Here is a 13,204-nt window from a genome sequence, read left to right on the forward strand (position 1 = left end):
AGTCTGCGAATAATATATTAAACAATCAAAATAATGAAAACACTATTTTTTAAGATTATTATAGTAGCACTATTTTTATCAAGTAATTCTGTTATTGCACAAAATGAAGAAACGCAATTCGATAAGACTAAAAATGAAATTATAAACCTTATCAACTTACCAAATCCAACATTTAGTCCAGATATAGTTCCTAAGTCAATGACACCAAAGGAAATTGCTGATTTAGGATTTGAACAGACTTATAAAAATACTCCTAAGAAATTTGATATGAGAGACGGAAAGAAGTTATTCTCTTATGTCTATGAAAACGAAAGCAAAGTAACTACTATTTTACTTCACGGTATTCTTTCTAACTCATACTTAATGAACAAAACAGCAGGATTATTAAAAGAAACAACAAATAGTGAAGTTATAGCTTTAGATTTTAGAGGTCACGGACAATCTGATGGGAAACCTGGTGATGTAGAGTATATCAATCAATATGCAGATGATTTAGAAGATGTTATTTCCACAATCAAAAAAGAAAAACCTAATCAAAAAATAATTCTTGCAGGACATTCCATGGGAGGCGGAATAATTTTGCGATATGCTATGAAAGAAAACACACCTCAAATTGATGGTTATCTTTTATTTGCTCCATATTTAGGCGTAAATTCTCCTACTATAAAGGAACAAAAATCAGAAGAAGACACATTTCTTAAATTACATATAAATAGAATTATTGGTTTAAAAATGTTGAATGCTATTGGAGACACAACATATAATAATCTTCCTGTTTTGTTTTTTAACCTCCCAGGTGAGATGCCAATTACAAAATATAGTTTTCGCGCAAACGAGAGTATGTCACCTTTAGATTATAAAAAAGGATTAAATGCCATAAACAAACCTTTATTGGTTGTTGTTGGAAGTGAAGATGAAGCTTTTGATGCAACCAAGTTTACATCTGCGGTAACAAATAACAGCAAAGGGAAAGTAGCAATTATAGAAGGAGAATCTCATAATGGAGTACGTCATAACAAAAAAACGATGGAAGCCATTTCACTTTGGATAAAGAATCATAAATTACAATAGTATTATCACTTACAAATAATGGTAAATAAAAAAGAACAATTCATAAAAACCATAGATGAGCATAAAAAAATCATCTATAAAATTGTGACTTCTTATTGCCAAAATAAAGAAGACAGAAAAGATTTAGAACAAGAAATTATTATCCAATTATGGAATTCGTATGATAATTATAATAGCAATTATAAATATTCCACTTGGATGTATAGAATTGCCTTAAACGTTGCCATCTCTTTTTATAGAAAAGAAAAAAAATGGTCTATTAAAAATGATTTTTATAATGAAAACTCCATTTTTAAAATAGAAGAAGACACCAATGAAGAGCAAACAGAACTAGATTATCACTTAAAATTATTACAAGAATTCATTCATAATTTAAACGAACTAAATAGAGCACTAATGTTATTGTATTTAGAAGAGAAAAGTTATGAAGAAATAGCAGAAATACTTGGTATTACTAAAACTAATGTCGCTACAAAAATTAGTAGAATAAAATTAAAATTAAAAAAAGAATTTCAAAAAATATAGCAATATGGAAGCCGATGAATTAAAAAAAATATTAGCCGCTTATAATACAAAACTAGACGAAAAATTAAGTTTAAATGTAACGTCTTTAAAAAGCATCAATTTAGATAAATCAAAAAAGAGCACACAAAGCATTCTGAAATACAGAATTGCTGAAATTGTAGTTTTTTCTTTATTAGCACTGTTTATGGGAAGTTACATCGCAACAAACTGGAGTCAAACACATTTAGCTTTGAGTGGAATTATTGTTGGTGTTTTTACATTAATTGCATTAGCAGGTAGTATTGGACAAGTTACGTTATTACAACAAATTGATTTTACTAAACCAATAGTTGATATTAGAAAAAAGATAGAGTTAGTAAACACACATGGACTAATTTTTTTAAAATTAATGTTTCTGTCAACACCAATTTGGTGGTCTTATGTTGTTGTTGGAAGCGATTATTTATTCAACATTGATTTATATAGTAATATGGATGCTGATTTTGTTTTAAAATATCTAATGATTAATTCATTACTAATTATTCCAATGGTCTGGTTTTTAAATAAATTAACCTATAAAAACCTACATGTTAAATGGATAAGAAAAACTATAGGATTCTTTGCTGGAACAAAAACAATGAAAGCTTTAGAATTTTTAAAAGATATTGAGGAGTTTGAAAGATAAATATCATCTTTATCAAGAAAAAAACGAACAGTTAATTTTGTATATGTTTAATTAATTTTACTTACTTAAATCTTACAAAAACACGTTAACAATAATCAATCAAAAATATTTAATCACATAACTCATGAAATACATCATAGTTTTTCTTATTGCCATTTTTACAACTATCAAAGGTCATACTCAAAACACTTCCGAGTATTCTAAATTAATAAAAGAAGGTTGGCAACTTTGTCTTGACAAAGATTACAAAGGATCGGCCGAACTTTATGAAAAAGCATTTAAAATAAGACAAGACATATCACTTAATGATAGATATAATGCTTCTTGTATTTATGCTTTGGCTAATAACATAGATATGGCTTTTAAGCACTTGTTTATTATTGCCAATGAATTGAAGTGGACAGACCATAATCATTTAATTAATGATACTGATTTAAATAATTTGCATAATGATAATAGATGGCAAAAATTAAGTAAGCTAATTTTGAAAAACAAAGCTGAGGAAGAAGCACTTTTTGATAAGGAACTAGTAGCAGTTTTAGATCAAATCTATTTTGATGATCAAAGTACACGAAACCAAATACGCTCTACTGAAGAACAATACGGAAGGAAATCCAAAGAAATGGATAACCTATGGCAAGATATTCTTAAAAGGGATTCTATAAACCTGGTTAAAGTAAATAAAATTATAGCAGAATATGGATGGCCAGATAAGGAGCTAATAGGAAAAAGAGGTACTTCAACCTTATTCTTAGTTATACAACATGCCGACCAAAATACTCAGGAAAAGTATATGCCTATCATAACAAAGGCCATGGAAGAAGAAAATTTGCCGAAGCGCCAATACGCTATGTTTTACGACCGTTTGCTTTTAAGACAAGGAAAAAGACAAATATATGGAACGCAATTGGCCATGAGTAAAGAGCGCAAAACTCCTTATGTATTACCGCTTGAAGACCCTAAAAATGTAGATAAAAGAAGAGCTGAAATGGGTTTAAATTCTATGCAGGAAAATTTAAATAGATGGAACATCACGTGGAATATTGAAGAATATATAAAGTCCTTACCTGCAATCGAAGCAAAAGAAAAAGAATTAAATAGTAAACATAAAAAAGCGAATTAGTTTAGGTCAATCTATCACTAATATTTGATAGAAATATTTAGTGGCTCTCTCCTACTTTTAATAATTCTCAATGATTTTTTATTTAGCTAGTATTTGCTAAATTAGTTGTATTAATACGTAACGAAATCATACACAAAATCGTTGCTCACAACTATGAAAAAAATACTTCTAATACTTCTCATTTTCAATTTCCAATTTGGTTTTTCACAAAACGAGAAACTTTTTGACAGATTGAATGCTATTAACAATAGTGGTACTATATTTTATAATGTAGATGGAATTGATTTTACATCACAAACAATTTTTTCTGATTTTAATGATAAAAATCTTAAAAAGGCTTATCGAAAATACAAAATCAAAAAAACTGATATTAAAGAAACTGATAAGGAATTAAACTTTGAAAATTATAAAGTAGTTAAACGAGAGCAACTTGATAACAATCTATCCTCAGTTAGTGTTAACTACTTTGTTAAAAATAAAGACAATCGAATTTCCATTTTCTGGTTTGGCTATTACAATAAAAGTAACTCAGAATTTGAAAGAAAAATGATTGAGTTAATTTTAAATAATGAAGTTCCAAAAAATTGTTTTAGCTCTTTAAAAACTAACGAAGTGAATTTTGCTGGACGAAAAATTGAATTAGGTGGTAATTGTAATTGGATGAATATAAATAACATTCAATGTCCTTATAATGGACAAATAAATTGGTCTGTACACAAAACTAAAGAAAGTGCAGATTTATCAATACAAAACCAATTAAAAGCTACTAAAACAAAAAATGGCGGAAAGGTTGAATCGGAAGAAGAGGTTGAAATCATTTTTGAAGGAGTTCCAACAACAGCAAAAAAGGTATATTATGATTTTACAGGAGTAACTTCTCTATTGGTATCCATGTCTGGCGGGAAAAATTTGACTATTTATTATGTTTCAGAAAAAATACGTGATAATTACGTTAGTTGCGTATTGAGTTTTTGGAATAACGATAATATTGGTTCTAGCGGATTAACACCATTACTTGAAGAAGTAATGGCTATTAAAGACAATTAAAAGTATGAAAACAACAACATTTCTAACATTTGTAGGTGACCAATGTGGTAAGGCTGAAGAAGCCATAAACTTTTATACTTCCATATTTCCAAACTCAAAAATTAAAAGCATAAAAAAATACTTAAAAGGAGAATCAGGAGGAACACCAGAGCTAATTAAATATGGAGAATTTACTTTAAATGGCACTGAATATATGGTTTCAGAAAGTAATTATAACCATGCTTGGTCATTTTCGCCTGCTGTATCAATTTTTATAAGCGATAATTCTGAAAATATGATACAAAACCTTTTTAATAAGCTTTCTTCAAATGGTGGTCAAGTAATGGTTCCGCTTGATAATTACAAAGGAGAAGGCGATTACGGATTTGGTGAAAAATTTGGATGGTGTGAGGATAAATATGGCATTTCTTGGCAATTTGTTATTACTGAATAGATATTTATTTAATTACCAAGCAATATACTAAACTGTTAGCCCTTATTAAAACACATGAATGCAAATAGAATACACATTAAGAACTTTCCCATATTAGAGACTAAAAGATTTGATTTAATTGAAATCAATGATTCTCACTTAGAAAATATTTTTGAATTATATAGCGATCAAAGAGTTACAAAATACTTTGATCTAATTCCACTAAAAAACAAATCGGAAGCACAAAGAGAAGTTGACTTTTATAGAAAACGTTTTATGGACAATATTGGAATTCGTTGGGGTATTGCTTTTAAAAACAAAACAGAAATAATAGGAACATTAGGTTATAATAAAGTAATTAAGGATCATAAAGGTAGGATTGGTTATGATTTACAATACAATTATTGGGGAAAAGGAATTATGTCTGAAGCTCTAGAAGCTATCGTTAATTATGGATTTGACAAACTAGAACTGAACAGAATAGAAGCTGAAGTAATGCAAGATAATATTGGTTCAGAAAAGTTACTCACTAAGTTACAATTTCAAAAAGAAGGAATTTTAAAAAATTGGATGTATTGGAATAATGATTTTTATGATATAACGATGTTTTCATTAATAAAATCTGATTATCAAAAAGCTAAAAACAGTTTTTAGTATTTTGTTAACAAGAATATACTATGAATAATTGTAGCTATGCATATATATTATCAATCAAAAAATTAAAAGTTTGAATTATGAATAGAATACAACTTATTATAGTGCTTATATTCTCAATTTCTTTGAGTGCCTGTAACACAAAAAAACAGCAAGCAGAAAATAGCGATTCAAAAGCAAAAGAGATCTCATATTTTGGACAAAAACCTCCAGGGTTAACTCCTGAAATTTTTGCTCCAGAAGTTGTTTCAGTAAGTGGAAGATATGAATATGCTGTTTCGTTTACTCCAAAAATGGATGAAATATATTTTTCTGGTAATAAAGAAGAAGAACCTCAAACTGTATATTTTTCAAAGCTAAAAGACGACAAATGGTCCACTCCAAAAAAAGCAAACTTTACAAAAGATACAAAAATTAATGAGTTAGAAGCTTTTGTAGACCCAAATGGTGAAAAGATTTTTTTCACTGCTTACGATTCCATTTTTTCTGACGAAAAAATATGGTATGTAAACCGTTTAGAGAACTCGTGGTCTGAAGCAAAAAAGCTTGATTCTCCAATTAATGACGATATTATTTTCTACTCAACAATTGCTAAAAATGGCGACTTGTTTTATACAAGTATCTCAAATTGGAAAATGTACTATTCGCCAAATAAAAATGGTAAATACCCTGAAGTACATGAGGTTGGAATTGAATATGGAGGTCATGGGTTTATTTCGCCTTCGCAAGATTTTTTATTAGTAGATGGTAGGAAAGAAAATGATAAAACTAAAGATAGAGACATTCATGTTTGCTTTAAGAAAAAAGATGGTACATGGACAAAACCAATCAACCTTGGAAATACTGTAAATTCGGAATTCACCGAAACATGTCCTAGCCTAACTCCTGATGGTAAATATTTATTTTTCAGTAGATATAACGAAGAAGGAGGTATATCAAACATTTATTGGGTAAGTGCTGACGTTTTAAATAATGTAAGACCAATTGAACTAGATAAATAATAAATTCCAAAATGAAACCTACAACAATGAAAAAACTAAATTTTATTTTAAGCTTATCTTTATTATTAATTTTATCTGGATGTAGTTCAGATGATGATAACAACAATACACCAACTAATGGAACACTTATTTTTGGTTGGTTTGCCGATTCAAGTTGCTCTGGCGACTGTTCTACTATTTATAGAATAGATACTGAAAACGTCTACAGAGATATTGACTACAATTATCCTGAAAACACATTTTTTAATGGTAATTTTCAACTAATGAATAATGCAAGTCATCAAGATTTTGAAGTATTGATAACTGAATTGCCTAATGCAATATTTGATGAGCCAAATGGATATTTAGATTGTACCAATTGCACTGATGAACAAGGAGGTTTTTATTTAGAATATCAAGAAAATACTGGTTTTCATAAATCTTGGCGTTTTAGAAATGCTGTTTATCCAGATTATATGGAAAACTATAGAAGCCTTTTAATTGACAAATTAGCAGAACTAAATAGCCTTTAAAAACTCATAGCCATTTTTACCAACAATCTAAAAAAAGTAACTGATGAACACTAAATCAATTTTAAGCTTAATTGCTATCGCTTTAATAGTTGTTTCATGTGGTACAAAAAGACATTTCGTAAAAAACGAAAATGGTAAAGTAATAGATAAAAGATTAGTTGGAGTTTGGAAAGGCAATGAATCTGGTAACTTAATTGAAGGTATGTCATCTCAATGGAAGATGACTCGTAATTTAGATGGCACTTTTATTCTTGTATATAAAGCTGAATTAGATGGCGAAATTATAGAAGGAACAGAAAAAGGAAATTGGTGGATAGAAGATGGTTTATTTTATGAATACCATGATGTTTCTGGTGGAACTGACATCTATAACTATGAGGTTTTAAATAGAAAGCAAATAAGGTTTAAAGCCAAAGAAATGGCTATTGATGTGGTTAATAAAAACTATGAATTTGTTGATACAAAAGTCACTAAATAATATTAGAGTTAATTTATAGATTTTTCAGATTAAAAATATGGGTATAATCTTACTACCTTTAATTCTTGGAGCTTTAATTATAGGACTAACTTCTTTAGGAAAGTTAACTATACTAAATAGAAAGAAACAAATTAAAGCAAAAGAAATACTGTTTGGGTTAATTACTTCAATAAGCCTTTTTGTAATGATTTGTTTAAGTTATATTATAGAAGGGAAAGCTCTAGCCTTAAGTCCAGCTTTTAGAATACCAATTTACATGATTTTCATTCCTTTTATTTTTCATATTACAATTGCTTATAGTAAAAGTCCAAAACTAACTTATATCTCCAAAATTATTCTAATCAGTATAGTTTTTACCACTACTATTGGAGTTATCTTTCATAATTCTATCCTAGGTTTAATAGATCTTTTAGGAATTGAAAAATATTATTAAAAAATATAACCTAAAAGCATAAAAAAATCGCCTAAACTTTCATTTAGGCGATTTTTAAGTTTTATAAAAAACGTATGCTTATTATTTCGTCCATTCAGCAATAGACTCTTTATTCATTTTTACGTAATCAGCATTTCCAGCTTTTTCAGCTTTTGCTAACGATTCTTTTGCTAAAGCAATAGCTCCTTTTTTATCGCCTGCAGCTGCATAAATTAAAGACTGTTGTCTTAACTGCCAAAATCTTGGGTTGTCTGTCATACTCATAGCTTTATCAATCCATTCTTTTGCTTGAGCAGCATCTTTACCTTCACTCATGTAATAAGTTGCAGCAGCATAATAATCTCTAAACCCAGGACCATTCATTACTCTTTCAATGTTTGCAGATACCATTTTATCAGTAGGTACTTTAAACTCAACACCTACATAAGCTTTTTCCCATAACATACCAATAACAGCGCTGTTACTTGTTACATCATCAAAAGAAATTGTAAATGATTGAATATCCATTGGCATAGGGATTACATCAGCCATAACTTTAGCAGCTACTTTTGTAGCATCTAATTCAGCTGGTGCTCCACCTGCATTATATTCTGTATAAAAAACTACTTCCCACTTATCGGCTTGTGGAATTGTTAAAATTGCATACGAACCTGCTTTTACCTCAGTTCCACCAATTGTTACATCGTCACTAAACGTAACTTTAGTTCTCATATTTGCACCTGTTCTCCAAACTTTTCCATAAGGCACTAAATCGCCAAAAATTGTACGTCCTCTCATAGATGGTCTTGAATACTCAACAGACACATCTGTTAAACCTACTTTTTGCTCAACTTTTGCCGCTGGACTTGGAGCTGGTGTTTCAATTTGCGCATTTACAGAAAACCCTAATGCTACTACAAATGCACTTAAAATTAATTTCTTCATATCGATTGGTTTTAAATTGTTAGTTAATAAGGTCAACTAAATTAATTAATCCTTACAGCTTTATTGTTAACAAAAACATAAAAATGCCTGCTTTTGCTTGTTTAATGTAGGTTTTAACCTAGATAACCTCTCTACTAGTTAGTTACTCCTTTAAAATACTTTTTTCGTAACCAAAATGATACTCTAACCAATAGTATTAAAGCTGGTACTTCAACCAAAGGTCCTATTACACCTGCAAAAGCTTGACCAGAATTTAAACCAAAAACTGCAATTGCTACAGCTATTGCTAACTCAAAGTTATTACCTGCTGCAGTAAAAGCAACTGATGCTGTTTTATCGTAAGTAGCTCCCATTGCTTTAGTAAAAAAGAAACCTATAATAAACATTAATCCAAAATAAACTAAAAGTGGTACTGCAATTATTAGTACATCAAAAGGAATTTCTACAATTAATTCGCCTTTTAAAGAAAACATAATTACAATAGTAAATAATAATGCTATTAAGGTTAATGGTGAAATAGTTGGAATAAACTTATTATTATACCACTCCTCACCTTTTAGCTTCACTAAAACTAAACGACTTAAAATACCTAAAGCAAATGGAATTCCTAAATAAATAGCTACACTTTCTGCTATAGTGCCAATAGATATATCAACAATAGCACCTTCAAAACCAAAATAAGGAGGTAAAACAGTTATAAATAACCACGCATAAAAACTATAAGCAAACACTTGAAAAATGCTATTTAAAGCAACCAAACCAGCACCATACTCGCTACTACCATCTGCTAAATCATTCCATACCAAAACCATTGCAATACACCTTGCTAATCCAATTAGTATCAATCCAACCATATATTCTGGATAATCACGTAAAAATGTAATTGCCAAAACAAACATTAATACTGGTCCTATTATCCAGTTAAGGATAAGCGAAATAGATAATATTTTTGTGTTTCTAAAAACCTGAGGTAATAACGCATAATTTACTTTTGCTAAAGGAGGATACATCATCAATATTAACCCTATAGCAATAGGCACATTAGTAGTTCCACTATTAAAGCTATTAATAAAATCTGGAAATGTAGGTGAAAAATATCCAATTGCAACACCTAGAGCCATGGCAATAAAAATCCATAACGTTAAATAACTATCTAGAAAACTAAGTTTTTTGTTAGATACCATATCTAAAATTTAATTTGTGAAAAAACGTAAAACATTTCAGAAGCAATTTGTAAACTGCGTTCTTGATATTTTTCAGCTTGTTGTGGTGTATTATCAAAAGCCTTAGGATCATCAAAAGTAATTGGTACTCTTTTTTCTGCTCCTGAAATAAAAGGGCAGCCTCCATCGGCTTGAGAGCAAGTCATAACTGCAGCAAAACCAAAGGATGGATTAAAAACATCGTCGTATGTTTTTGAAAACCCTATAATTGGATGTGCATTTTCGGCATATTTAATACTATAAATAGGGTTATTCCCTTCTGATATTGTATTAATTTGAAATCCAGTGTTAGTTAAAGTTTCTGCAACCATTGGGAATAAAGCAGTAGCTTCAGTTCCTCCAGAATAACAAAACACATTCTCTAACCTAAAATAGTAAGCTATAGTTTGTGCCCAAATTTGTGACAAATGACTTCTACGTGAGTTATGTGTACAAATAAAGTTGATGTTAATCGGTTCTTTTTTATCACTCTTTTCTTGTATATAAGCTACAAGTGGCTGTAATACTTCCTTACGTTCAATTGAAACCTCTTGGGCATCTAATTGAGAAATTAAGCTTTCAATAGCTGTGAAAGTCTTCATACTACTAATTTTTATATTATTTAATTATGCTAACAGCAATTACTTTGTGCTGTAATATCTTGATCTAAAAATGATAATAACTGTGTTTTCATCTGCTTCCAATTATCAGTTTCTATACAATAACATACACTTGTACCCTCAACATTTCCTTTTATTAAACCTAAGTATTTAAGTTCTTTAAGATGTTGTGATATGGTTGGTTGTGCTAAACCAATCTCCTTAACCAAATCACCACAAACACAAGTGTCTTTTTTAAATAAATGTTGCAAAATTGCTACACGAGCTGGATGTCCAAAAGCCTTAGCAAATGTTGCTATTGTGTTTTGCTCTTCTGTAAAAATTTCTGTTTTTGATAACCCCATAATTTCTTTTAATTACTTAATTGCAATATTACGATTAATAAATAAATTAAGTACTAATAATTTATAAAAAATTTAATAACAGAACTAATCATAAACCTTTTCAATCAAATCAAAAACTAGACAAAATTGGATATTCTTTAATTAACAATGTTAATTTTTGTTTAATCTTTTTCTTTTTTAATTAAACAAAATGTATTTTTACAAAAAGTAAAAGCATATTATGAAAACAACATATAATTTAAACAAAGAGAAACTAATCTCACTTTACATCGATTTTGTTCTAGAAAAACAAAGTGAACCTTCTAGTGTTTATGCATTTGCAAAAGCCAATCAATTTGAAGAAACCGAATTCTACAAGTACTTTGGAACCTTAAAAGCTTTAGAAGATACTATACTTACTTACTTCTTTGAACATACCTTGACGCTATTACATCAAAGTGAAGATTTTAATGGTTATGATGATAAGCACAAGTTATTAAGCTTGTATTACACATTTTTTGAACAGCTTACCATGAATAGAAGTTTCATGAAAATTTTTCTTAACCAAGAAAATCAGATGTTTCAAAATGTAAAAAAATTAAAACCACTTAAAACCCAATATCTAAAATTCATCAACCAATTAGACATTGCTAAAAGCAAAATTAGCAACGAGCGTATAGATAATCTTAGAATCAAATCCGTAGGAGAATCGTTCTGGGTCTTATTTCTATCAGTTTTCAAATTTTGGTATGATGATACCTCAGCAAATCTTGAAAAAACAGATCTCTATATAGAAAAATCAGTTCATGCAAGTTTTGATTTGGTAGATACCAAACCTGTGCAGAGTATCATCGACTTTGGAAAATTCATACTTAAAGAACAACTAAATATTAAAGTATGAAAACATTAGATCGTATACCTACATCCAAAATTCAACGTGCTTCAAAACTCGTCTCTACTGGAGTGAAAATTGGTGTGAACCAGCTCAAATATTATGGAGATCGCATAATTAATAATGAAGAAGATGCTAAAGAGCGTTTAAATGAAAACAATGCAGAAGACATTTACGACAGCTTAAAAACCTTAAAAGGGAGTGCCCTAAAAGTAGCGCAAATGTTAAGCATGGAAAAAAACATTTTGCCACAAGCTTATGTTGAAAAATTTTCTTTATCTCAGTTTTCAGTACCACCATTATCGCCACCTTTAGTAATTAAAACCTTCAAAAAATACTTTAATCAGCATCCTCAAGAGCTATTTGATACATTCAATCCTACTTCTGTCAATGCAGCGAGTATTGGGCAAGTACATATTGCTGAAAAGCAAGGAAAGCAACTTGCTATCAAAATTCAATATCCAGGAGTTGCCGATAGTATAAAATCGGATTTGGCTTTAGTAAAACCGATTGCTATGAAAATGTTTAACATTAAAGGCAATGACTCTGATAAATATTTTAAGGAAGTTGAAGATAAGTTAATAGAAGAAACCAACTATAATCTAGAAATTGAACAAAGTGAATTTGTTGCCAAAGCTTGTGCGCATATTCCAAATTTAAAATTCCCTAAATACTATAAAAATTGGTCTTCCGATCGCATTTTGACTATGGACTATATGAAAGGACAACACCTTTCAGAATTTACTGCATCAAATACAGATGTGCAACTATCACAGCGCATAGGACAAACTCTTTGGGATTTTTATATGTATCAAATTCACAATCTCAAAAAAGTACATGCAGATCCGCATCCAGGGAATTTCTTAGTTTCTGATAGGGCTGAACTTATTGCTTTGGACTTTGGTTGTATGAAACATATTCCGAATGAATTTTATACGCCATATTTCGAATTAGCCAAAAAAGAAAACCTCAATAATCCTGAGTTTTTTGAAAACACCTTATATCAATTAGAAATCTTGCTACCTTCTGATAGTGCTGATGAAAAGGCATTTTTTAGTGCTTTATTCCATGAAATGTTGAGTTTGTTTACACAGCCTTTTCATGAAGATATATTCGATTTTTCGGATGAGCGCTTCTTTAATAACATTGCTGCACTTAGTCAGAAATACGCCAAAAGCTCTGAATTGAGAAGTATGAATGGAAATCGTGGTTCAAAACATTTCATTTATATGAATCGTACCTTCTTTGGTTTATATAATCTCATGTTTGATTTAAAGGCTAAAGACATCAAAATTTCAAATTTCAAAAACTTATAAAAAAATT

At 29.6% G+C, this 13,204-nt stretch carries 17 protein-coding genes; 13 read left to right on the top strand and 4 right to left on the bottom strand.

Features of this window, described 5'->3' with window-relative positions; all coding sequences use genetic code 11:
• The first annotated feature begins 33 nt into the window (after positions 1-33).
• From ACLII3_RS00745 to ACLII3_RS00795, 11 genes are all read left to right on the top strand, one after another.
• A complete protein-coding gene (locus ACLII3_RS00745; RefSeq protein WP_412985685.1) occupies positions 34-1,071 on the top strand; it encodes an alpha/beta hydrolase in 1,038 nt (345 codons plus the stop codon).
• Positions 1,072-1,089: 18 nt separating this feature from the next.
• Complete coding sequence (locus ACLII3_RS00750; RefSeq protein ID WP_412985686.1) at positions 1,090-1,596, top strand: RNA polymerase sigma factor; 507 nt, start codon at positions 1,090-1,092, stop codon at positions 1,594-1,596.
• Positions 1,597-1,600: 4 nt separating this feature from the next.
• Complete coding sequence (locus ACLII3_RS00755) at positions 1,601-2,260, top strand: hypothetical protein (RefSeq protein ID WP_412985688.1); 660 nt, start codon at positions 1,601-1,603, stop codon at positions 2,258-2,260.
• A gap of 124 nt (positions 2,261-2,384) precedes the next feature.
• Positions 2,385-3,383: a DUF6624 domain-containing protein gene (locus ACLII3_RS00760; RefSeq protein ID WP_412985690.1), complete on the top strand. Its 999-nt coding sequence runs from the start codon at positions 2,385-2,387 to the stop codon at positions 3,381-3,383.
• A gap of 153 nt (positions 3,384-3,536) precedes the next feature.
• Complete coding sequence (locus ACLII3_RS00765) at positions 3,537-4,430, top strand: hypothetical protein (protein WP_412985691.1); 894 nt, start codon at positions 3,537-3,539, stop codon at positions 4,428-4,430.
• Between the two features lie 4 nt (positions 4,431-4,434).
• A complete protein-coding gene (locus tag ACLII3_RS00770) occupies positions 4,435-4,863 on the top strand; it encodes a VOC family protein (protein ID WP_412985693.1) in 429 nt (142 codons plus the stop codon).
• A gap of 54 nt (positions 4,864-4,917) precedes the next feature.
• Positions 4,918-5,496, top strand: a complete 579-nt coding sequence (locus ACLII3_RS00775) for a GNAT family N-acetyltransferase (protein ID WP_412985695.1) — start codon at positions 4,918-4,920, stop codon at positions 5,494-5,496.
• An 80-nt stretch (positions 5,497-5,576) separates the two neighbouring features.
• Positions 5,577-6,497, top strand: a complete 921-nt coding sequence (locus ACLII3_RS00780; protein ID WP_412985697.1) for a hypothetical protein — start codon at positions 5,577-5,579, stop codon at positions 6,495-6,497.
• 26 nt (positions 6,498-6,523) lie between these two features.
• Complete coding sequence (locus ACLII3_RS00785; RefSeq protein WP_412985699.1) at positions 6,524-7,009, top strand: hypothetical protein; 486 nt, start codon at positions 6,524-6,526, stop codon at positions 7,007-7,009.
• Positions 7,010-7,052: 43 nt separating this feature from the next.
• Entirely contained in the window at positions 7,053-7,487 is a 435-nt protein-coding gene (locus ACLII3_RS00790; protein WP_412985701.1) for a hypothetical protein, read from the top strand.
• A 37-nt stretch (positions 7,488-7,524) separates the two neighbouring features.
• Complete coding sequence (locus tag ACLII3_RS00795; protein ID WP_412985702.1) at positions 7,525-7,920, top strand: hypothetical protein; 396 nt, start codon at positions 7,525-7,527, stop codon at positions 7,918-7,920.
• A gap of 81 nt (positions 7,921-8,001) precedes the next feature.
• Here the strand turns inward: ACLII3_RS00795 and ACLII3_RS00800 are convergent, their stop codons facing one another.
• The 4 genes from ACLII3_RS00800 to ACLII3_RS00815 form a co-directional block, all read right to left on the bottom strand.
• Positions 8,002-8,844: a DUF2911 domain-containing protein gene (locus tag ACLII3_RS00800; RefSeq protein ID WP_412985704.1), complete on the bottom strand. Its 843-nt coding sequence runs from the start codon at positions 8,842-8,844 to the stop codon at positions 8,002-8,004.
• 134 nt (positions 8,845-8,978) lie between these two features.
• Entirely contained in the window at positions 8,979-10,028 is a 1,050-nt protein-coding gene (arsB, locus tag ACLII3_RS00805; RefSeq protein WP_412985706.1) for an ACR3 family arsenite efflux transporter, read from the bottom strand.
• Between the two features lie 2 nt (positions 10,029-10,030).
• On the bottom strand, positions 10,031-10,648 hold the full coding sequence (locus ACLII3_RS00810; protein ID WP_412985708.1) for a low molecular weight phosphatase family protein: 618 nt from the start codon (positions 10,646-10,648) through the stop codon (positions 10,031-10,033).
• 29 nt (positions 10,649-10,677) lie between these two features.
• The gene (locus ACLII3_RS00815) at positions 10,678-11,010 is read right to left on the bottom strand and encodes an ArsR/SmtB family transcription factor (protein ID WP_412985710.1); all 333 of its coding nucleotides are present in this window, start codon (positions 11,008-11,010) and stop codon (positions 10,678-10,680) included.
• A gap of 220 nt (positions 11,011-11,230) precedes the next feature.
• Between ACLII3_RS00815 and ACLII3_RS00820 the strand changes: the two genes are divergently transcribed.
• Together ACLII3_RS00820 and ACLII3_RS00825 are read left to right on the top strand one after the other, a co-directional pair.
• Positions 11,231-11,890 (top strand): TetR family transcriptional regulator C-terminal domain-containing protein, encoded by a 660-nt coding sequence (locus tag ACLII3_RS00820; protein ID WP_412985712.1) that lies wholly within the window; start codon positions 11,231-11,233, stop codon positions 11,888-11,890.
• A complete protein-coding gene (locus tag ACLII3_RS00825; protein WP_412985713.1) occupies positions 11,887-13,197 on the top strand; it encodes an ABC1 kinase family protein in 1,311 nt (436 codons plus the stop codon). Before ACLII3_RS00820 ends, ACLII3_RS00825 begins: the two co-directional genes overlap by 4 nt.
• Positions 13,198-13,204 lie beyond the last annotated feature (7 nt).

It is taken from the genome of Pontimicrobium sp. IMCC45349, assembly GCF_047219225.1.
Lineage (GTDB): Bacteria > Bacteroidota > Bacteroidia > Flavobacteriales > Flavobacteriaceae > IMCC45349.